The 22,324-nt window shown below is 35.2% G+C and carries 23 protein-coding genes; 1 reads left to right on the top strand and 22 read right to left on the bottom strand.

Annotated elements, in window-relative coordinates; translation table 11 throughout:
- Positions 1-3: 3 nt before the first annotated feature.
- From ACTB0X_RS00945 to ACTB0X_RS00855, 19 genes are all read right to left on the bottom strand, one after another.
- Complete coding sequence (locus ACTB0X_RS00945) at positions 4-2,373, bottom strand: TonB-dependent receptor (RefSeq protein WP_463023097.1); 2,370 nt, start codon at positions 2,371-2,373, stop codon at positions 4-6.
- A 278-nt stretch (positions 2,374-2,651) separates the two neighbouring features.
- Positions 2,652-3,416, bottom strand: coding sequence for a hypothetical protein (locus ACTB0X_RS00940; protein ID WP_463023096.1), 765 nt, complete (start codon positions 3,414-3,416; stop codon positions 2,652-2,654).
- Positions 3,417-3,512: 96 nt separating this feature from the next.
- Entirely contained in the window at positions 3,513-4,976 is a 1,464-nt protein-coding gene (locus ACTB0X_RS00935; RefSeq protein WP_463023095.1) for a hypothetical protein, read from the bottom strand.
- Between the two features lie 163 nt (positions 4,977-5,139).
- A complete protein-coding gene (locus tag ACTB0X_RS00930; RefSeq protein WP_463023094.1) occupies positions 5,140-5,781 on the bottom strand; it encodes a response regulator in 642 nt (213 codons plus the stop codon).
- Complete coding sequence (locus ACTB0X_RS00925; protein WP_463023093.1) at positions 5,778-7,709, bottom strand: tetratricopeptide repeat-containing sensor histidine kinase; 1,932 nt, start codon at positions 7,707-7,709, stop codon at positions 5,778-5,780. Before ACTB0X_RS00925 ends, ACTB0X_RS00930 begins: the two co-directional genes overlap by 4 nt.
- Before the next feature lie 10 nt (positions 7,710-7,719).
- Positions 7,720-8,397 carry a hypothetical protein gene (locus ACTB0X_RS00920; RefSeq protein ID WP_463023092.1) on the bottom strand — a complete coding sequence of 226 codons (678 nt, stop codon included), beginning with the start codon at positions 8,395-8,397 and terminating at the stop codon, positions 7,720-7,722.
- A gap of 61 nt (positions 8,398-8,458) precedes the next feature.
- Entirely contained in the window at positions 8,459-8,842 is a 384-nt protein-coding gene (locus ACTB0X_RS00915) for a hypothetical protein (protein WP_463023091.1), read from the bottom strand.
- Between the two features lie 223 nt (positions 8,843-9,065).
- Positions 9,066-9,308: a hypothetical protein gene (locus tag ACTB0X_RS00910; protein ID WP_463023090.1), complete on the bottom strand. Its 243-nt coding sequence runs from the start codon at positions 9,306-9,308 to the stop codon at positions 9,066-9,068.
- 59 nt (positions 9,309-9,367) lie between these two features.
- Complete coding sequence (locus ACTB0X_RS00905) at positions 9,368-10,336, bottom strand: helix-turn-helix transcriptional regulator (RefSeq protein WP_463023089.1); 969 nt, start codon at positions 10,334-10,336, stop codon at positions 9,368-9,370.
- 117 nt (positions 10,337-10,453) lie between these two features.
- Positions 10,454-10,870 carry an OsmC family protein gene (locus ACTB0X_RS00900; RefSeq protein WP_463023088.1) on the bottom strand — a complete coding sequence of 139 codons (417 nt, stop codon included), beginning with the start codon at positions 10,868-10,870 and terminating at the stop codon, positions 10,454-10,456.
- 66 nt (positions 10,871-10,936) lie between these two features.
- On the bottom strand, positions 10,937-11,569 hold the full coding sequence (locus tag ACTB0X_RS00895; RefSeq protein WP_463023087.1) for an SDR family oxidoreductase: 633 nt from the start codon (positions 11,567-11,569) through the stop codon (positions 10,937-10,939).
- A 47-nt stretch (positions 11,570-11,616) separates the two neighbouring features.
- Positions 11,617-12,612 carry an NADP-dependent oxidoreductase gene (locus ACTB0X_RS00890; protein ID WP_463023086.1) on the bottom strand — a complete coding sequence of 332 codons (996 nt, stop codon included), beginning with the start codon at positions 12,610-12,612 and terminating at the stop codon, positions 11,617-11,619.
- 567 nt (positions 12,613-13,179) lie between these two features.
- Positions 13,180-13,653, bottom strand: a complete 474-nt coding sequence (locus ACTB0X_RS00885) for a GyrI-like domain-containing protein (protein WP_463023085.1) — start codon at positions 13,651-13,653, stop codon at positions 13,180-13,182.
- 141 nt (positions 13,654-13,794) lie between these two features.
- On the bottom strand, positions 13,795-14,226 hold the full coding sequence (locus ACTB0X_RS00880; protein WP_463023083.1) for a hypothetical protein: 432 nt from the start codon (positions 14,224-14,226) through the stop codon (positions 13,795-13,797).
- 199 nt (positions 14,227-14,425) lie between these two features.
- Positions 14,426-14,902, bottom strand: coding sequence for a hypothetical protein (locus tag ACTB0X_RS00875; protein WP_463023082.1), 477 nt, complete (start codon positions 14,900-14,902; stop codon positions 14,426-14,428).
- A gap of 36 nt (positions 14,903-14,938) precedes the next feature.
- A complete protein-coding gene (locus ACTB0X_RS00870) occupies positions 14,939-16,174 on the bottom strand; it encodes a DEAD/DEAH box helicase (protein ID WP_463023081.1) in 1,236 nt (411 codons plus the stop codon).
- Positions 16,175-16,300: 126 nt separating this feature from the next.
- Entirely contained in the window at positions 16,301-16,756 is a 456-nt protein-coding gene (locus ACTB0X_RS00865; RefSeq protein ID WP_463023080.1) for a cold-shock protein, read from the bottom strand.
- Between the two features lie 268 nt (positions 16,757-17,024).
- On the bottom strand, positions 17,025-17,864 hold the full coding sequence (locus tag ACTB0X_RS00860) for a choice-of-anchor V domain-containing protein (protein ID WP_463023079.1): 840 nt from the start codon (positions 17,862-17,864) through the stop codon (positions 17,025-17,027).
- 54 nt (positions 17,865-17,918) lie between these two features.
- Entirely contained in the window at positions 17,919-18,878 is a 960-nt protein-coding gene (locus tag ACTB0X_RS00855) for a hypothetical protein (protein ID WP_463023078.1), read from the bottom strand.
- Positions 18,879-19,011: 133 nt separating this feature from the next.
- Between ACTB0X_RS00855 and ACTB0X_RS00850 the strand changes: the two genes are divergently transcribed.
- Positions 19,012-19,731 (top strand): T9SS type A sorting domain-containing protein, encoded by a 720-nt coding sequence (locus tag ACTB0X_RS00850; RefSeq protein ID WP_463023077.1) that lies wholly within the window; start codon positions 19,012-19,014, stop codon positions 19,729-19,731.
- Here ACTB0X_RS00850 and ACTB0X_RS00845 read toward each other — a convergent pair.
- The 3 genes from ACTB0X_RS00845 to ACTB0X_RS00835 all read right to left on the bottom strand — a co-directional run bounded on the left by ACTB0X_RS00845 (position 19,728) and on the right by ACTB0X_RS00835 (position 22,277).
- Complete coding sequence (locus ACTB0X_RS00845) at positions 19,728-21,269, bottom strand: DEAD/DEAH box helicase (RefSeq protein WP_463023076.1); 1,542 nt, start codon at positions 21,267-21,269, stop codon at positions 19,728-19,730. The two genes, ACTB0X_RS00850 and ACTB0X_RS00845, sit on opposite strands and share 4 nt — an antisense overlap.
- A gap of 254 nt (positions 21,270-21,523) precedes the next feature.
- Positions 21,524-22,045, bottom strand: coding sequence for a DUF6155 family protein (locus tag ACTB0X_RS00840; protein ID WP_463023075.1), 522 nt, complete (start codon positions 22,043-22,045; stop codon positions 21,524-21,526).
- A 10-nt stretch (positions 22,046-22,055) separates the two neighbouring features.
- On the bottom strand, positions 22,056-22,277 hold the full coding sequence (locus ACTB0X_RS00835) for a DUF3820 family protein (RefSeq protein WP_463023074.1): 222 nt from the start codon (positions 22,275-22,277) through the stop codon (positions 22,056-22,058).
- Positions 22,278-22,324: the final 47 nt, after the last annotated feature.

The raw sequence follows: 22,324 nt of genomic DNA, 5'->3' as shown, positions 1-22,324 counted from the left end.
CTACTAAAATTTAAAAGAGTAAGAAATGGATGGGAGAATAGGAAAAAGAGATACCTGTTTCAATATGGTATTGCCTTTATAATCAGTGTCAGAGTAATAAAAGAATGGGTTTTGACGGTTGTATAAATTATAAAAACTCACTTCCCACGTCCGTTCCCCTCTTTTCTTTTTCTTATGAAATTGAGCACCAAAATCTAATCGATGATAAGGAGCCATTCTAAAATCATTAACAGCGCTATAATCGCTCACCTGCGTATAATTTATCCCATTATCCACGTTAGAGCTTGCTCTATACTGGCTTTCAGGGAGTGTAATGGCATTTCCTGTACCATACACCCATGTAGCGGAAAGGGTAATTTTCTTTCCGGTTTCTGTGTTCTCCTTTAGCTTATAGATTCCGACAACAGAAATATCGTGTCTTCTGTCATACCTCGCCCAAAATTTCTCTCCATTGTTTAAAGAGTCAAACTGAAATTGGGTGAAGCTTAGCGTATATCCTATCCAACCTGAAAATCTCCCTACCTTTTTCTGGATTAGAAATTCAGCCCCTGAGCTCCATGCTTGACCAGAAGTAATGTTTTTTTCCCAACTATATCCTTCAGTATTTTCATCGCCATTTCCATCAAAATCGAATACATCTAAGTCCAAAAAACTAGCCCCTTCTTTGTAGGCGATTATATCATCCGACTTTTTGTAATAGGCTTCAATAGAAATGGTAAGGTCGAGCTTTGTCAGGTCTTTCGCTAAGCCCACTGCAAATTGATTGGATTGCTGAGGAGCCACCCTTTTGGTGGATGGCACCCATAAATCGGTCGGCAATCCGAGTCCCGTCTGGGTCAATAAATGAATGTATTGATTCATGCTCGCAAATGAAGCCTTTACAGATAAATCTTCACTAATTAGGTACCTTCCACTTATTCGTGGCTCTGGTCGAAAATAGTTGCGATCTTCATTCAAGAAGTGACTAAATCGAACCCCAGCATTAATTTTAAGTCGATTATTAAATGCATAATCATCTTCTACATATACTCCATTTTCAAGTGATTTAATCCTGGTTACCTCATTTTTGTAGGAATTAATTGCATCATCTTTTAGCACAACCGCACTTGGAGTAAATCGATGATAGGTTGACGTTAATCCAGCTCTAATGGAATGTTTCGGTGAAGGACGATAATCCAGGTCTATTTTTAACGAATAATCTCGAATACCAGACGAGGTTCTAAATTCATATTCCTCAGTATCAAACTTGCTTTTATTGCTAATTGCAAAATCATAATTGCTGACAATGAAAGAGGTATTTGCGAAAAGTTGTTCGTTAAATAAGTGGTTCCACCGCGCTGTTCCTGTGATGTTTCCCCAATATAATTTAGCTTCTTCATCTCCCCCATCAAATTTTGCACTTGCTTGATCTTTTCCAAAGTAGCCACTAATGTAGATTTTATTTTTACTTCCAAAATCATAATTTACTTTGGCATTTAAATCATAAAAATAATAACCAAATTGCTCATCAGAAGGCATAAAGGGTCGAGTCAATACATCGATATAAGTCCTTCGCCCGGAGAGCAAGAATGAAGATTTTCCTTTTTTTAAGGGCCCTTCTATAGTTAAGCGAGAAGAAAGTAATCCAATCCCTACTTCACCTTTAAAGACTTCGTTATTACCTTCCTTCATTTTCATGTCCAACACAGAAGACAAGCGACCTCCATATCGGGCTGGGAAACCTCCTTTGGTCAATTCTACACTTTTTAGTGCATCTCCATTGAAAAGAGAAAAGAAACCAAAAAGGTGATACGCATTATAAACAGTGGCATCGTCTAAAATAATTAGGTTCTGATCAGGTCCGCCGCCTCTAACATACAATCCACTATTTCCCTCACTTCCTGATTGAACTCCTGGCATTAATTGGATAACTTTTAAAGCATCTTTCTCCCCTAAAAGTGCGGGGATGTCTTTTATCTGATTAATTGGTATTTCGATTACACTCATTCGAGTTGTTTCACTAATTTTTTGTTTTCGACTGGCTACAACCTGAACTTCATCTATGTTTGTGCCGATTGAAATTGCGACATCTAAATTGACGTTCTCAGTTAAATTTACTTGAAAAGCTTTTGTAGTATACCCCACATAAGAAACTATGAGTTGAAGAGAATCTTCTGTTAATGTAATGGAATAAAAACCATAGGCATTGGTTGCTGTTCCCACTTTCAAACTAGGAATATAAACTGTGGCGCCAATTAACAATTCTCCACTTCCCTCTTCCTTTACATAACCACTAATGGTATACTTCTTTTTATTTGGTTCTTCCTGAACTTGACCAACGGCCAATTGAATGCTAAAAAGAATCGAGATGAATAAGAAAAGGTTTGTTTTCAAAAGATTTACTATTAATTTATTGGCAATAACGTTTAAACATGCTTTTTATTTAATCTCTAATGATCAATGATAATGACCTCTATATGTTTTTATCTAAACGGTCAAATCATTTCGATTGAACTATGCGCCTACAATATTACCTAATCTCTAAAAAGTAATTCAACTTGTAGTATCAACTTTAGATCAAAACTTAGAAAAAATAGATCAAAAAAAGTCGGAATAAATTTATTCCGACTTTAAGGTACTTTTCCGATTATATTCTAGCTAATTAGCTGAGTTTATTTTTTGGTGAATTTGTAATGGGTGTTTTTCAATGGCCATTTATTTACTGCAGAGACATAGCCATTTATAACAGTTGTTGGGGTGCTCGGATCTCCTTTAAGAAACAATCCATCATTTTCTAAAGTTGAATATAAACCAATTGGAAATTGCTCAAAAGCATTTTTCCTAAAATCAACTGTTAAATCATTTGGGCCATAATGATAAGAAACGGAATTATCGGCTTGCCTAAATATCATTTTATAATTTACTGTACTGTAAGATTGGGTGTCAAAGTCATAATAATTCAACTCTCTAAATTCGATAGTAGTGACTTTATTCCCTGCTGATCCTGTGGTTGTTTTTACCAATTTTGATACAACCTCAAAGTTAGAATTATACTTTGGCTCTAGGTCTAAATCCCCATGAGCAACAAAGTAGTAATCTCTAAGGTCTGTATTGTTATTCGATATTTTATAGGTAAAAGTGGTACTGTAATAATCTGACTCAATATACAACTTACTAAAACTTTTATCACAAAGATTGAACGCAAATCCAAGGTCAACCTCATAGAATCCATCGTTGTTAGTAGCAGTAATAAATGAGCCTCCGCTAATGCTGTCGTAAGGCAAAACGGAATTGCTAAAATTGTAGCAGAAAGTTGATGTTACAGTAGGAGTTACTGGTGCTACAGGAGTAACCGGATCTTCCTTTTTACAAGAAGTAGCACTCAAAAGTGCTGTAACGAATGAAACGTAAAGTAATTTGTTAATTGATTTTTCCATGGAATTATTTTTTTACAAGTATATCTATATTTTCTGAATCTTTATTATTTGTAGTTCACTATGAACTATCTTATTGTGCTTACTCTTTAGATGAAATTACATCTTTATAATTCCATATCGATGTTTCTTATCATCTGCAATTTGGAAAAAAATGTCTTGATCTACTTTAATTGCTTTGTTAATTACAAAAAAACCACCTTTCTCTCCTACATTAAAAAGAACCTTTTTTCTAGGAGCTGTCCCCGCTTCTATTTCAGTAAGTAATGTTATTGTTTTTTTATGAACCGGTTTAAATGCTGGAGATGCTCCACTCATATCTTTCGATAGTCTATTCTTATCGTTATCGTTATAGATAATATTAAGTGATTCGTTAGCTACACTTGCAAAATAGCCATTCGCTTGTGATCCAGTATTGTATTTAGGTAGCATCCAACGTTCATTCAACTTACCTTCTTCATCATAATTAAATATAATTAAGTCAGATGCAACATAAGCGTTGTCATGCTCAAAAATAATAAATCCTCCACCATTGTTTGCAGGAAATACCTGTGGGTAATAAAATCCGGTAAACTGAACTTCACTTTTATTGGTTTTAAATCTTGCATCCAAAAAGGTCATTAATTCAGCATCTATTGGTCTAGAATCCAAAGACTTTATTTCTAAGGTCTCGGCATCGTATTTGGCAAAATAGAACCCTTGATATCTATTATCCTCATCTGCAGTCTTACTAACATATAAACCCGCAATATTGATTTCATCTTTAGTCTCATCCAATGCCATTGATGAATACCAGAACGAATTTTCTTTAAATTCTAATGGCTTGACATTTTTTTCCCCTTCTTCATTTACTGAAAGAATCCAGTCATTATTTTTTGAGCTATTCCAATAATGACGAAGAATTCCATAAACATGCCCTGAATTACTAATTACCAAATCTCTAATTTGAGTACTCTGTTCAGTAGGATGTTTCTGTTCTATTAAATGCTGATTTACATTTCCCAAATCACTCATCTCAATAGAAAAGATGGTAGCTTGTGATTTCATATATTTATCAACAGTGACCTGCACTAAAATAGCAACTTGACTATCATCAGCTGATTTTTCAGCTAAGAATTCTACTTCACCATAATTAAGCGCTCCTTTATAGGAAACTTCACCTATTGTTTTTATTTCCAACTCTTCTCCTTCAAGGTTATAAACCTGACACTTTACTTCAAAAGTACTTTTCGAGTTATTGAACTCGCCATAAAATAAATGGATTTTGTTTTTGTAAATAATACCATAACTATATGATTGGGGAGATATCTTCAATATCTTTTTTGACCACAATAGATTCAAATTTTTATTTACTTTTTCTAAAAATACCTTTCCAAGGTCATTCGTAAAAGTTGAATAGTAATCACCATTACAATACCCCATTGGATTCATTTTAGATGAGTAATAGTTTTCTCCCTTACCATCTGCTCCAAACCTTACAGTTTGAGCCTCACTATAAGGTACAATCAAAATAAATTGAATTAGCGCCAAAAGAATAGCACTTTTAAAAGAAACATTTTTCATAAAGATGTTTTAAGGTTTAAAGCGCACAAAATACTAATTTATTTAAATCACTGCTTCACAAACTTCTTCACTTCCATGCCGTTTTCTGTTTGCACTTGAATTTTATAATTACCAGGATTAAAACTACTCCACTAGATTTGGTTAGTTTTCAATTAACCGACTATTAATCCGCCAAGCCTGATTCTACTGCATATTTTACCAACCCACTGATCCCTCTTACTTGGAGTTTGCTGATTAAATTCTTTCGGTGAGATTCCACCGTATGGTGGCTAATGCACAATTCATCAGCAATCTCATGCGTCGTCAATTCTTTTACAATTAGCTTAATTACTTCTATTTCTCGATCAGTTAAGGAAACATTTCCCACACTTTTTTGGGCACTACTTTTCCTCTGCAGCCCTTCCATTATTCGCTTTGTAACTTCAGCACTGTAATAGGTTTCTCCCTTATAAACGGCTGTTATAGCCGTTTGAAGCTCTTCCTTTTTGGTATTTTTCAATACATACCCAGATGCACCTGCTTTGATCAATTTCTCAATATAAACTGCTCTGTCGTGCATGGTCAGCATTAATACTTTTAAGTTGGGATAAGCCGCCGTTACTTTTTGGGTGGCTTCTACTCCATCCATTATTGGCATATTAACATCCATCAGAACCACATCGCATTCCGTTTTGGATAGACATTCAATCAGTTCAACTCCATTGTTTGCTTCACCAACCACGGTAATTTCGTTCATTTGTTCCAAAAGAGCCTTAACGCCGTCCACAAAAATCTGATGATCATCAACTATCACAACTTTTATCATGCGTCTAAATTTAATGGAATTTCGATTATTGTGGTAACGCCTTTGCCTTTTTGTGAGTCGATATGCAGCGTTCCGTTTAGTTTAGTGGCTCGTTGTTCCAAATTGGACAATCCCATGCCTCCTTTCTCTCCAGATTCATCAATGTTAAATCCTATTCCATCATCTTCAACCATCACTCTTACTAAATCTTCTTCTTGGTTCAGTTGAATGTTCAGGTTCTTTGCCTGGGAATGCTTGAGGCTATTGTTTACTATTTCTTGCACCATCCGATAGATTCCTACTTCTATGTTTATGGGCAAGTTCAATTCTGTAATGCCAAAAATTTGAAGTTGGCAATGTATCTTTCGAGTTTGATCAATACTTTCGCACAGCTCTTCCAATGCCCTGTTTAAGCCAAAGTTTGCAACCATTCCAGTTCCTAAGTTGTGCGAGATTCTTCTCACTTCTACACAGGCTTCGTCAATCAAGTAATTGGCTTTCTCATATTGTTGTCTGTTTTCCAATTGATTGAGGTCAATTTTTTCGTCCAAAGCAGAAAATAGTAATTTAACGGTGGAAAGCATACTGCCCAATCGATCATGTAAATCTGTGGCAATACGCATACGTTCTTCTTCTTGCCCTTCTAGCATAGCGTTGTAGGTATTAATTTCTTGTTCATCTAGGATTGCTTCAATGCGTTGCTCAGTAATCAGCGCATTTTTCTTCGCCATTCTACTTCGTTGAATAAAGAAAACAAGGGCTGCAATTAACAGCAATCCGATAATAGTGGCTGTTCTTAAAAATACCTTTCTTTCCGCCTCTTTCGTTTTGTTTTTTTCATTCAATACCTCAATCTGTTGCTCCTTTTTTTCAGTTTCATATTTGGTTTGCATTTCGGAAATACTAGAAACTTTCTCAGAGTTTAATAATGAGTCACTTATCTTGGAGTATTCAACTTGATTGAGGTAGGCATTTTTAAAATCAGCTTGATCACTATATGCAATTGCTAACGCACGCTTTAACTCTAATTGAATATTTAAATCTCCTCTCTTTTCAGCATCATTTAATGCGAATTTTGCATAATAAATGGCACTATCCGGCATGTTTCTTTTATTATAGACATTCGCTAAATTGTAATATAAAAGAGGTTGACTGGTTTCTAAATCAATCTGATTATAAATCTTTAGTGCTTTGCTATAATAATTACTTGCTGATAAATAGTCTCCTAACTCTGCCTTTGCTGAAGCATAATTGCTCAATAAATTTGCTGTATTTAAATGATCACCTAAATATTGAAATAATTTTATAGCTAAACCAAAATGTACTATTGCCTGATTGTAGTTTTTTTTGGAAAAATAATACATTCCGAAGTTTCCTTCAGCATGCGCTATTCCAATATCATAATGTATTAATTTGGCAAGTTGTAATGCCTTTTCGAAATATTCATTTGACGCATCATTTCTATATCGAGAATACAATACTCCCAATTCATTCAAAGAATTTACCAAACTTATTGTATCTCCTGATAACTCACTAAATCGAACTGATTCCAAAGCAAAATTGAACGCTAATTCTAACTTTCCTGTTTCTGTATGAATATAAACCAACTCATTACAAGCACTCGCGGCACCTTCATAATCATTCAATTTCTTCCGAATTTCATAGGCTCTCTGAATATAATTTAGTGCATTACCATTCTTTCCTTTAGAATTCCAAATAGATCCAATCCGCAAACAACCATAGGCAATTCCCTTTTCATAATTGAATTGTTCTGAAGTTCTTAAAACCTCTTTTGCCAATAGTAAAGCGCCTTCAGGATTCGAGTTTTCCAACTCAAATGCTTTGTAAACTTTATCCATTAATGCAGTCGTATCTAGAGTTTGTGAAGAACCCTTTGAAAAAGACAATATGGTAATAACAACCAGTAGAAGTGTTTTTAACTTGCTCAATACTTATAGTTTAAATTGAATCAGAGTTGTCATACATTTCAGTTGTAATCTCAGTGGTTGTTGTTCCACCATCGTTATTGGTAATCACCACTTCAGTGAATTGGTCTTTTGTTGAAGGAATCAAAGTAACTGCTACTACGTATTCTGACTCGGTTATTGGTGAAGTTTGGTTGGGAGTGTATGAACAATTTATAGAGGATTCCGATGTGCCAACTTGTAAATTTCTGTCGTTAGCAACCTCTGTTTTTACAAAAATTAAAACAAAATAATTAGCCGAATTGGTTGAACTCTTTATGATTACAACTCTAGGTTGATCCAACTCATGACTTTCCAATCCCAACCCCTTTGATTTAGTTGGCTTTATTTTAGTTGTTTGCGTTTCTGAAGTATTTGTGAAATTGGTAACTTCTAATGAATACTCCTTTAATTCACCTCCCAAAAATTGTTGATTATAAAAAGGAGGTATCAAGTATGTTTTTACTTCTGAACTAGGCTCAAATCCATTATAATTATAACAGAATTCAACTGAGGATTCACTAGCACTAGCCCAGAAGAAGCTGTTTTGAAGACCCTCTGCTTCATGAAGGTCAGCTAAACCAATTAAATAATTGATTCCAACTTTTCCATCAGGATAAAAGTACATTCCTCTAACATTAATAGGCGCTGTGTTCGATTCTTCATTATTCATTTTTATGGATTTAAGTGAATTAAATAGAAATTTTGTGCAACTAAATTTAGCTGATTATTAATTACTTTGCAACAATCCTTGCGAAGTTGGAATCAATGGTTATTTCAGTAGTTGCGTAATTAACACGTCCATCCATTAGAACCAGTTTGACACGGTATTGCGAATTTCTGGAAGTGTTTTCAACATCTTCGTAGTTGTAATGGGTCGTTTTGAAGGTCGAACTATTTGCTTTTTTGGTATCAATCACCTCAAATGCCTCGTTATTAATGGATCGTTCAATTATAAAATAGCTACTGTTTACTTCTCGGTTTACCTCCCAATTTAAAATGGTGATTCCATCTTCCACTTGAGTGTTCACTTGAATTTGGTTGGTAGAAGAGTATTGTGCCAATAATGGAGTAGCTATCTGGAGAAGAATGATAATTGTAAATGTTAATGTTTTCATCTTTTCAATTTTTAATGTTTGTCTAATTGACGCTGCAAATATGAAAAGATTTAAACCCTGTTTTCTGACTGGATACCGTGAAATTTACTTCTCCCTGAATTTGGGGATAAGGATATATAATATGAGCAATAAAAAGAAAATTATACTACTAAAACGAATCGACTTACTTAATAAATAAGTTTAAATAAATTGAGCTAACTGCTTAAAATAAAAAAATTTACTTCTATTCTAATTCACTAATTGAATATCCAAAATTACTAATGAGTTGTTGAATGGATTTAATTTCGATCGCGCCATTTCCAACCACTCTTAGTACATTCTCCCAATCTTCTAAATCGAAACTAACTTCAAAAATCCCTTCTAAGGTCATTAATTGAGATTCAATAATTTCAGCTACGGTCTCATCCTTTACGTTGGTGCGATACACGAATACTTGATTGGCAACTGCTACTTCTACTAACTCCATGGAACTTGGGTTTGTTGGTTTAGACTACAAATCTAAATGCAGCCAGTGACAACCCTTTGTCAGTAGGATTTCTGCAATTGATGTTTTTCTTCAATTTGTTGAATAATTTCCATCATTCTATCCTTCAAACTCAATGGCTCTAGGATTGTTGCATAGTCTGCAAACATCAACAACCACCTTGCAAAGGCGTCATTTAAGTAGGTGGTTTCAAAAGTCATTTCTACAATATCTCCTAAATTTCTCTCTGAAATAAATCCGTAAAACTGTTTGCGATTACTTAAGAATCGTGCAATTTTTTCATCTATTTGGAGCACTACTTTTACTTTTTCGCAAGAATCAGGAAATTCATTATTTAGCTTTTGATAATCGGAGAAGGAGATTCGTTCTTCCGTTTGTTTGGTGTTTAGCATTTCAATAGATTCCATCCGATCTACTCGAAAATTTCGATATTCTTGTCGCAAATGACAAAATCCAACGGTGTACCAATTTTCTTCTTCATGATAAACTCCAATGGGTTCCACTATTCTATTGGTCAATGCCTCTTTTCCAAATGCTTTATACTGAATTCGGATGGCAGATTTACTAGAAATAGATTTCAGTACGATGTCCAATGCATTCTCAGGTCCGGCAGCTGGCTTTTTCCTTTTCCGAATTAAGATCTGATCTTCCAATGATTCCACCATGTCTTTTTCATTGGTATTCAATACCGATTTCACTTTAAATAGAAAAGACTGAAAGTTCTTTTGAGTGGCAGAATCGGTAAAATTTTCCATCATTTTTTCAGCTGCTACTAATGCCGTCGCTTCTTCACGGGTAAACAATACTGGTGGCAGTCGATAACCTTCCATGATGGAATAACCCACTCCTGCCTCTCCATAAATGGGAACTCCAGCTTCTTCTAACGTTCTAATGTCTCTGTAAACTGTCCGCAGGCTAATCTCAAACCGATCGGCCAAATCTTGCGCTTTCACTACTTTTTTGGATTGGAGTTGAATTAATAGTGCGGTTACTCGGTCGAATCGATTCATATCTTTTTTATTTCCAGTGCTAATCTAAGTTTTATCCCAAAGATTTAAAACAGTTTTTAGACAAAAAAAAGCCATCCCTTTCGAGATGGCTTTAACTTTTTCAATCACTCCGTTATTTTATAGGAGTTCTGCATTTAGCTCAATTTTAGTATTCAATAATTTTGAAATGGGACAAACTTCTTTTGCTTTAGTCGCAATTTCTTTGAATTTTGTCTCCTCTATTTTTGGAACACTGCCTTTTAAATGTAAAGTAATGAGCTTGATTTCTCCATCCTCAAAATTTACATCTGCTTTCACATCCAACGATTCAGGAGTAAATCCTTCTTCGCCCAATAAAAAGCTCAATTGCATGGCAAAACAACCAGAGTGTGCTGCACCAATTAATTCTTCCGGATTGGTTCCTTTTCCATTCTCAAATCGAGTTCCAAATGAATACTGAGCACTATCCAATACAGTGCTTTGTGTCGTTATCGTTCCTTTTCCTTCTTTTCCACTGCCCTTCCATTGAGCACTCGCTGATCTTTTAAATTTCATATTTTCTCTTTTTTAAGTTAATGTTTTTCGTAAACGGTAAAATTTCAAATATCTAATTTAGAACCTTTAATTTACCGCTTCTATGATTAATTCTTCACCACTCAAGATCTCAACAGTTTGGTTCAACAATATGTTATCATCCAATACTTCAACCAATGTTTTAGCCACATCTTGTCTGGTAATTTTTCCTCTTTTTCCTAATTTTTCTTCTAATTCAATCTTTCCATTTCCATCTTCATTCGTCAATGTGCCTGGTCGTACAATCGTATAATTTAACCCAGAAGCCCTCAAGAATTTATCGGCGTTTTGTTTGGCAACTAAATAATCTTTCAAGTCTTCTGCTTTGGATGGATTATCAGCTCCCATAGAACTCAACATGACGTATTTTGAAATGCCTGCTTCTTTTCCTGCTGTCATCAACTTCTTGGCGCCTTCTTGGTCGACACCAATAACATTGGTTCCTTTTGAACCTGCTGCAAAAATGACTTTGTCAATGCCTTTTAACGCATGATTGATATCACCTTCTAAATCCGCTAAGACTGTTTTTATCTGATTTTTTTCAAAGGATTGTTGTTGTTCTTCTTTTCGTACCATTGCAATTGGTTCGTATGCGGTAGAATCCTTCAATAAATTGACAATGAATTTTCCTGTTGTTCCGTTTGCTCCTGCTACTAATACTTGTTTTTTCTCGATAGTCATGTTTCTTTATTTTTTTAATGAATAATGAATCAATTAATGGATTCGATTTAAATCTTTACAATCATTTTCCCTTTATTTTTTCCTTCAAAGAGGTCTAAAAAAGCTTGTGGAATTTGCTCAAAGCCTTCCACGATTGTTTCTGAATAGTTCAGTTGATCATTTTTTAACCAAGCTGACAATTGTTTCATTCCTTCCTCAAATTGATTCGCATAATTCCCAACTGTGAATCCTTGCATCAACACACTATTTTTAATGAGCGTAGGAGTTACACGAGGACCCATTGGGGGTTCGGAGTCATTATAGACAGAAATTGCGCCACAGACTACTACTCTAGCATTTCTTGCTACATTTTGCATCACAGCATCTGTAATCTCTCCACCTACATTATCAAAATAAACATCTACTCCTTCTGGTGCCACTTCAGCAATAGCTGCCTTCATGTCAGTCGTTGTTTTGTAATTGATTGCAGCATCGAAACCAAACTTGGATTTTAGTAGCTCTACTTTTTCGTCCGTTCCTGCTATTCCAATCACGCGGCAGCCGTTAATCTTTCCAATTTGTCCTACCACGCTTCCCACTGCTCCTGCAGCTCCTGAAACGACTATGGTTTCACCTTTCTTAGGTTTCCCAATGTCCATCAATCCAAAATAGGCGGTTAATCCAGTCATTCCAACTACACCAAGGTAAGCTGATAAAGGGGCTGCTTCTGGATCTAATTTTGTCAATCCTTTCCCATTAGAGACTTGAAATTGACTCCATGCCAACATTCCACTGACAAAATCTCCTTTCTTAAAGCTGTTGTGATTGGATTCCATTACTTCTGCGATCACGCCAGATGAAATAGGCTCATTTAGCTTAAAAGGTGGAATGTATGATTTCTGATCACGCATTCTCCCTCTCAAATAAGGATCTACAGAAACATAACGTGTTTTCAATAACACTTCCCCATCAACTGGTTTCGGTGTTTCTTCTTCAATAATTTTAAAGTCTGATAATTCTGGTGTCCCTTCCGGGCGATTATTTAATAATATCGTTTTACTCATCTCGTTTTTTTTATGTTTTAGAATTACCTCTATCGGAACAACTACCATACCTATAAAGGCAGAAACATAAAAAATGGAGGTAAACAGGAAGAAGAAGAAACGGATTTATCCTATTTTAACAACTATTGAAAATTGAAGCTAAAGGTTATAAAATTTTGTATTCGAAATCATTGTTGTCCGATTAAAATTTCGAATTGAAAACAAATGCTAATTTTGATGTTGTCCCTTGAATTTTTGTTTTTGGAAAATAAAATGAATCCCTAGAGAAACCGGGAAGCTCCAATCTGTGATTGGAGATCACCCGGCTGAACTTAGGATTTATAAAATTTGGAGGAAATAAAAATTCAAAGGACGAGCTTTTTTTGTTTCGTTTTTTTGGCGGACAAAAAAATGAAAAATATAAATCAAAAAAAGTAAGCCCTATTTAACATTAATTAAATGGATTTTTTATTTTTAATGAATTGAGTGATGATTACAACTTAGATATGATTTAATATCTATTTTAATTCGATATGCTTTTATTTTTTGTCGGACAACAGTGAGTTGAAATACTGACAAAAGTACCGCTCATCGAAAGGGAACCCATACCTCTTCTTCAGAATCAGGTTGTTTGTTTTTGTATTGAGCACCCATGACTTGAAAGTGCGGTCGATCGGCTAAGGAATAACCCGAATTAGGGATCCATTCTGAGAGAATTCGAGCATATAAATTACCTATTTCCAAACCGATTAATGTAAATACAGCATACTTGCCTGCTGCAATTTCTATTCTAGAAAACGCATTCGAAACCGCTGAATAATTAGTCACTTCTACACCTGCCCAAACTTCAAACTCCTTTTCAGGATCAAAAGTCTCAAAATGACCTTTCGTGTATACTTGAATGGCATAAAACAAGGCCTCCTTTTTATGCGCAATTTCCCCAACCATGGGTTTAAATTTCTCCCACAGTTGAGGGATTGGCATATTGTTGTAACTCATTTGTACCGACAGTCCAACAATCATTCTTGTTGGACTATCGATTATTGTAGGGTTTAATCCCATTATCGAATGACTATTTTTATTAGTTTAAACCTCAAATTAATAATCCAATAGAGTATTTATAACATTCAATATTAAAAAAGGGCCCTACTTCAGGAAATAGAGCCTATTAAAAATAGTTGATCTGGCTCAAACTCCCTTAAATTAGTTTATCCAACCTTTAGCTTTTGAACTTTTGGCAAAGAAAACCAAATAGATTCCGATTAATAATACCATTATTGGCATTACAATACTGCCAGGCCCATAAACTTCCATTGTTTTGCCAAAAAATAAATTCCACGATAGCTGGGCTACAATTCCTATTAAGGAGATAATCAACACTTGAACAGCGGCTGCTTTGCGCAACAATAAAAGTATACTTCCCAGTGCACCACCCCATACTGCTGTAGCAAATGCTGCAGTTACCCATGCCGGTGTGTTTTCATACAATGCTCTTTCAGCTTCAGGCATTGCTTCTAATAATTCTGGGGGCATAAACGCTTGCCCTAGATAGGCAATTACGCCTAATAAATTCCAAATTAAGGCAATGATTGCCGTCACTTTAAACCAAGTTGGTACTTTTGTAGTTGCTGTCATAATAATTAGATTTAGAATACTAGGTTAGTAAATTTTTAAATTAAATCCAATTTTTGTTTTTTTTTAGATTTGAGGCAGCGTTTTTATCTTAATGTTTGTCTTGTCTTTAGTTTAAGTCATAATTAGTTAAATTAGCAAGAAAGCCCTACCCTTCATTCTAATATGATGAGTAGGGCTTTTAATTTTGTAATGAAAATTTCTAATTCATTTGTTTCTTAAAGTAAAACCTCGTGATGAATAAACCGTTATTGTCATCAGCGCTTCCCACTGATTCTACTCCTGAGTTGATACTCACAATTTCCCATCCTTCATCCAAAAATTGACTGACTCTTGAATTGACGATGGCATCATTCGCAGCTATGTTTTGAAAACGAATTCCGCCGATATTAAAGAAGTTTAGCAACTTTGTTTCTTCATAATTTTTTACACGAATTTCCCCTCTGTCTGATTTATTTCGCTCATTATCTTCTTCAGACATTACTTTAGAAAACTCTTTGTAATCTTTCACCTCTAGTGTTTCTATCATTCTAGAACGGCCAATTCCGTTTGGGACGATAGATTCAACAACAGTAATGGTTTTGAAATCATAAAGTCCACCTTGTAGTTTAAACGAATAAACGACCAAACAAATGCAACAAATAGAAATTGCTAAAGTGATGTAATTAATTGCTTTCATGATTTTTATACTATTTAATTAACGTAATTGTTTCAATTATTTTTTAAACTTCTTTTTGATCTTTTTTTCAATCATTTCAGCATCATTCATCAATGCTTGCCAATCGTCTTCTTTTGATTCCGTTTTGTTGACCGTGTAATCATAGTCCGTTTTAGAAATCTCTAGTCGAGCAATTGGTTTCCCTAAACTTTCTTCAATGGTTTTAAGCATCTCCTTTTCTTCTTTGCTGCAAAATGAGATGGCTTGTCCTTTCTTGTCGCCCCTTCCTGTACGTCCTACTCTGTGAACGTAATGTTCAGGAGACTCCGGCAAATCGTAGTTGATCACGTATTCTACATCAGGAATGTCTATTCCTCTTGCACTAATATCGGTGGCAATTAATACTTTTAAATCACCATGACGAAAATTACGCATTGTTTTTTCTCGTTCTGCTTGTTCTTTATCGCTGTGCAATGTTTCAGAGTCTATTTCAACCCGCTCCAATGCTTTTTTCAATCGTTCTGCACGAACTTTTGTACGCACAAAAACCAATGTTTTTAATCCATCATTTTCTTGCAGTAAATGACCTAGGAAGAATCGCTTATCGTCCATTTCTATAAAAGCGACAGCATGTTCTATGTTTTTGGCAACTGGATCTTTTGGTGAAATTTGAATTCGAATCGCATTGGTAACTAATGAATAAGCTAGCTTTTTAATGCGTTCGTTAATGGTTGCAGAAAAGAATAGAGTTTGTCGAGCTTTAGGCAAATGACGCATCAAATCGTTGATGTCTTTTATAAATCCTAAATCCAACATGTGATCGGCTTCGTCCAACACTAAGATCTCAACTCGACTGAGGTTCAATACGTCTTGACTTACTAAATCAAACAATCGACCTGGAGTTGCGATTAAAATATCCACTCCCTTTTCCAATTGTTCTTTCTGAGGATCTTGATCTACACCACCATGAATACAGAATGTTGTCACTTTTGTGCCTTTCCCCAACACTTTAAAGACATTTTCGATTTGCAGGGCTAATTCGTGAGTCGGCGCCATGACCAAGCATTTTACACCGTCAGGTCGTTTAATTAGTTTTCGAGAATGAATGGTATGAATGATTGGTATGGCAAAAGCTGCTGTTTTTCCAGTTCCTGTTTGCGCAATGGCCAATACATCTTCCCCATTTAAGATTGGCGGGATCGATTTAAACTGAATGTCTGTGGGACGTTTATAACCAATCTTAGAGATGCTTTTCTTTAATTGATCTACGAGGTAGTAATCTTCAAATTTCATAGATGCAAAGATACAGTTTCAAGTGGAAGAAATAACCAAGCTGAAAAGCAAATGAGTGAATATGTTACAAAAAAAAAGCGGCTCAGTTGGTTTAAAACTGAGCCGCTTAACTATATTTTCAATCGATTACTTTATTATCTTCACATTGATGGCATTCATGCCTTTCAATCCTCTTTCTAATTCAAAAGTAACTCTATCATTTTCTTGTATTGGTTCCGTCAATCCATTCACGTGAACAAAGAATTTTTCTTGAGAATCTATATCATTGATAAATCCAAATCCTTTAGAATCGTTAAAGAAAGCTACTTTTCCTGTTCTTTCCGTTGGTTCTTCATCTTCTTCGGCTCTTCTAGGAACCCCAATTTCAATGCTTTCGGCATTTATTACCTTTTTCTTTTTTAACGGATCTGGAGGAGTATCGGTAATCATACCGTTCTCATCGACGTATGCCATCATGTTTTCAAGACCGCCGCCTTCAGAATTAGCTTTTCTTTCTTCACGCTTTTTCGCTTTTTCATCTCGCTTCTTTAAACGTGCTTTTTCCTTCTCTTTCTTGTTATACGTTTGTTGTGATTTTGCCATTGAGTTATTTTAGTTGTGTAGAAACATTAACCTGTCCTACGAAAGGGTGTTATTGACGACAAAAAATAAGAGAAAAATAATGAGTTCAATATAAAATTGACACGGAATACTCTAATGCTGTTACAATAACCTCGTAAATCATTATTTATTTACGGGTACAAATGTAAGCGTTTTTTTACATCTATAGCCCAATTTGCAAGAATTGTTCAAAAACAAAACAGCCAGTAAAATCACTTTTACTGGCTGCATTATCATTATTGTATCCTAATTATTGTTTTACAAATCGTTGCACACGCTGTTGTCCATCTTTACCAATCCATTGTATAAAATAAATACCAGCTTCCAAGTCAGACAAATCAGTTGTGTAATTTGCCAATGATCCAATCATTACTTGTTTCGATTGTAATATACTGCCCAACATATTTACGATGTTTAGTTTACCTACAAATGCTTTATTTGATAGATTACTTAAAATCAATTGATCGTTCACCGGATTTGGGGAAACATTAAAACCTACTTGGTAGGCATTCTCATCAATATTGGTGCTTACATTCTCTGTTACTACTAAAGAAGTGGTGTTTCCTCCGTCCCCACTGGTATTTCCATTGTTATTAACAGCAGCTCCTCCAGCATAAAACGTAATACTTCCTGTTCCTGAAGCCGGAGCGGTCCAATCTACTTTAAAGGAATTTGTTGTACTTTTCCCTTTGTGCTCAGCATAAGATCTACCATTTGAAGCATTAGCTATTCGCGCATTAGCTGAAGGATTAGTCCATGCATTGTAAGCTCCGCTGTTGGGGGATAAACTTACTAGTTGAAAACCAAATCTTGAAGGTCCCGGCGTTGAGTTTACATTTACTGTCAACTCATAAACATCACCTGGCATATAAGAAGTGACTATTGTACCTCTTGAATTACGGAACTCTATGACTACTGTGGTGCCAAATCCTGTCCCGTGACAACTTCTACATGTTTGCCCTTCATTAGGAGCACCAGTATTTCCATCGTTTGCTGAAAACGCTCTACCGTTTGAGCTTGACGAAAGAAAAATTTGTGTTCCTATCATTAACAGGCTGCCAAAGAAAAGGGTATAAATGGTTTTGATCATCTTATTTTTTTTGCTTTAACAATAATACTAATTAAAAGTTTAAACGAACTTGAATTAAAATCGATGCTGCCTTAAATTATAAAAATCAAAATGGATTCCAATCTGAACTTGATTTCGACTGTCCACCACTCGATAGTTGTAATTGTCATGACCGTAAATATAGGAAACAAAGAATCCTGTAATCCAATCGTTTGGAAAATAGCTTACAGTTGTTTTTAATCGCAATGGATTGATGGACGGATGAGCGTCAGATAAATAGGTTGCTTGCTGATTGAAAGATATTCGAGATTGACTAACTGTTTCAAATACCGATTCGTATTCCAATTGAAATTGATTGTGTCCGATGTAATCAACATCACTGATTCCATCTGTATAATCGATCAACATTGCAAAAGCAGAGTGATACCGCAGGTATTCTGCTGAAACTTTATGCAGCAACAATCGGTTCTCTTGTTCTCTTTTTTGCGGAATGACATATTGTACTCTAAAACGACTCAAGTTCACAGAGAAATTTCCACTGTTTCTATTCAGAATCTGTGACAAATCAGTATCATCAGTTATGGTTTTATAAACAGCCTGACTTGAATCGGTGTCGTCTGGAATGTTCTCATCCCAAGAAGACCTTGACTGTCCATTGGAATAATGGCCAGTTTCTACTAACCAAGTAAATTGACTTTTTCTAGCAAAATTATAGCTTTTTTGCCACCCAATGAATCCCATATAACTAGGTGTTTTAACCGGTAAACTTTTCTCATTGTACATTCTAAAGTGAGACTGAAAATACACATAAAGGGCTTGTCTTTTGGCCGAAGTATCTTGTCGATATTGATTGTAAATCTGGTAGTAAATGGTAGGTTGTGCTTCAAAGAGAATAGATTCGCTTTTATCCATTGCACTTGCCCAGTTCAAACTAGATGTTTTCATCATGGGCAAATAACCGTTAAATGGATTTTGGTTCTGACCAATTAACTGTTGAAATAGAATGAATTGAAAGATCAGAATCGAGTATTTCATAAATGAGGGAGTTAAAAGATTGGACGAAATTAATCATCTCCTCCTGAACTTTGATTGCTTTAAATGTTTTCAACTGTCTTTTAGTTGACATCAATTTAAAGTGTGTTCGGATTATATTTGAAAAAAAGAAAAGATGAAAACAATATTTGGAAGTTTATTTATACTATTCACTGGGTTTGTTTTGGCTCAACCACCTGCCAGTGCTACAGTATATGATTGCAACAGCAATGCTAAAAATATTTACAATACGTTAGGAACTGGTAAATCGATAATAATTGCTTCAAAAGGTTTTGATTGCTCCATTTGCATGAATTCGGCTCCCGGTTTGCAAACATGGGCGTTGCAAAACAAAACAAAAGTGGAAGTTTGGGGCGCAATGACGTTTACCTACAATAACAATACGCCAACTTGTGCCAATATTTCATCTTGGAGAAACAGTTACGGCTGGAACGATGTATTTATGTTTATTGATTCATCCAAAGCTTGGTTTCAGAATGGAACGCCTAAATATATAACCTACTCTGCTATAGATAGCAGTATTTTGTATCAAGGTTCCAACTTTACAACTGCAAGAAACTTTGCAATTGGAGCTTCTACGGTTGGAATTAGCCCAATTAAAGGAATTGATCAAGCCTCTATTTATGCAACCAATGGATTACTAAGGTTAACCAATTTGCCTTCATCTATCAATCAGCTTCAAGTGTACGATTTGACCGGAAAATTAATTGTAGCAAAGCAAATCACCAGCAATGCAATGCAATTAACTATTAACCAATCTAAAGGTATCTACATTTTAAGATTGATCAGTGCAGATGGAAATACGCATCAGCAAAAAGTGTATCTAGGGAATTAAGAATACTGCTTCTCGGCTTCAATCTGAATGTACTTTCGAGTCACCATAGAAACCAATTGTCGCTTGTAATCATCTTGCAACCATTTGATGTAATTCTTGGTGCTTTTAGTCAAACAGTAAGCGTATCGTTTCGCTCTATTTTCAATGTCTTCCTCCAATAAATTGGCTAAACTTCTTGCTTCAAAAACATCCTCACTGTTGTCCAGACACATTTGAACATGTTGTTCTAATGATTTATCCAGAACGGCCTTAGGGCGTTTTCCAGCCAATTGAGCTTTGGTGTATTCTTCTTCGATGTCTAGATCAAGATTCTCTGTTTTTGGAAATTTAGAACGAATCTCCTCCGGCATTTTATACTTGAAGTTACGCTCTATCTCATCGTCTGACGTAATGTTTTCCAAATAGAAATCAGGTGATTTAAAAATGTCATGCCAATTCAGAGGAGCATCCCACATCCCAAATCTTAATGCATTATTTCCCAAATCGATGACATCAAATTTTGTTTTGTTTTTAATAATTCGACTTCCTCTACCAATCATTTGATGATATAAAGTCAAAGATTTGGTGGCTCTATTTAAAATAATGGTCTCAATAGTTGGCTCATCAAAACCGGTAGTCAAAATTCCTACCGAAGTCAAAATAGCATCTGGTGTTACTTTGAACCAGTGCAGAATATCTCTTCTTTCTTCTTCTTTATGCGTATTGTCAAGGTGACGAACGTTGTATCCGGCCTTTTCAAACAATAAATGCACATGTTTGGAAGTGTTAATTCCATTGTTGAAGATCAAGGTTTTTTTTCCTTTGGACTTATGTTCGTAGGCATAAAGCAACTTATCCAACATGGTAAAGTTAGAGTACAATAATTCGGAAGATTTAACGGTGTAATCGCCATTAATTCCAACTTTAAGTGTACTTAAACTTACATCATAACTATAGGTTTCAGCTTCAGCTAAAAATCCTTTCTTAATCAAACCTGCAATGGAATGTCCCACAATTAATTCGTGGTACAAATGCTTCATTGGAAGTTTAATATTAGAGCTTAAGGGGGTTGCAGTCACACCTAAAACGATGCTCTTACCGAAATAATCGAATAACTTTCTAAATGAATTGTAGTGCGCTTCGTCAATAATCACCAAACCTACGTTTTGCATGTCCATCACTTGGTCTTGCAAACGATTATTTAGTGTTTCTACCATCGCCACAAAGCACTTATAATCATTGTCGTTTGGCAACGATTTTACTTTGCTATTGATAATCATATTCTTTACTCCAATCTCAGACAATAGACTAGAAGTCTGATTGCACAATTCGATACGGTGGGTCAGAATTAATACTTTTTTGTTGGTTTCTGCGATGTAACGTTTCGCTATTTCAGCAAAAATTACAGTTTTACCACCGCCAGTCGGCAGCTGATAAAGTAAATTATGATTCTCAGGGAAGGAATTAAACTTTTTAAAAATCTGCTCGATCGCATCGTGTTGATAATCGTATAACTTTTTTCCAGTTTTCTTCTCATTGCTGTCATCCGACATGCCCATATTCAGTCTCCTTCTTTGTTAATCTTTACTACTTTTTAGAGGGTGCCCATTTCAAAAAAGGGCAATACAAAGTTAGGGCTTAAAAAGGGTTTAGTCCACTATTTACGCTACTTTTTTGGAAAGATTTTTATTTTGTGCCTTTAGAAGTCTTATGCACGACCAATAGTTTGATGGAATAAATCAATATTTGAAGCGAAAAAATAATAGTAATTCAATTGATAATGAATGAATTTTTAATCGGTAAAGTAATGGACTTAATCTTTTGAGACTGTTTCCAAATAAGCATCTTCAAAATCAAAATAATTCTCCCAACTTTGAATTTTAACATCTGACAATATTTGCTTGATGCGGTCACCAAACTGAACCAATAGTCCATTTAATAGGACAAATCGGATCAAATCAGTGTAGGATTTTAAAATACTTTTATAAAATGCGGCGGTTTTTACTGTTTTCTCTTTGCAAAACAATTGAGCAATCTCTATTGTATAGGCCATCAAATCTGCAATCAATACTGGGTCCATTCCCAATTGCTGAAAATGCTGAATAAACTTTTGAGCCACCGAACGTCTAGCTTTTGCTCGCCTTTTGGTATTTGGGAAGTATTCTTTGTAGATTTTAGCTTTTGCTTCATCTACTAATTTCTTTTCTTGCGGATTGAAAGCAAAGTCATAAAACGTTTTTACCGCTTTGAATTTTTCATATAGCTCGATAATTTCAGTTTCTAGCTGTGCCTTTTTTAGTCCTTTTAGGTGAATTTTAAGTTCTCTTTTCGACATTTCTTTCGCTCTATTTTTTGCGCAATGGGTCCAACAAATGTTCCAATCCGTTTAACTTGATTTCATAGATTGTGGCCAATAACTCCCCCAACTTGCCTTTTGGAAAGCCTTTAGAATTATACCATACTAAATAAGGTTCAGGTAAATCACAGAGTAATCGACCCTTAAATTTGCCGTAAGGCATTTGAGTACTGACTAATAATTTTAAAGGATGTTGTGGTGAAGCGGGCATGAAATAAGCGACAGATTGATTTTTATGAAAAGTAAATATACCACATT

This window comes from Acidiluteibacter sp., from assembly GCF_055129545.1.
The sequence above is the reverse complement of the archived record's forward strand: the minus strand, read 5'-3'. Positions and strand labels throughout refer to the sequence as shown.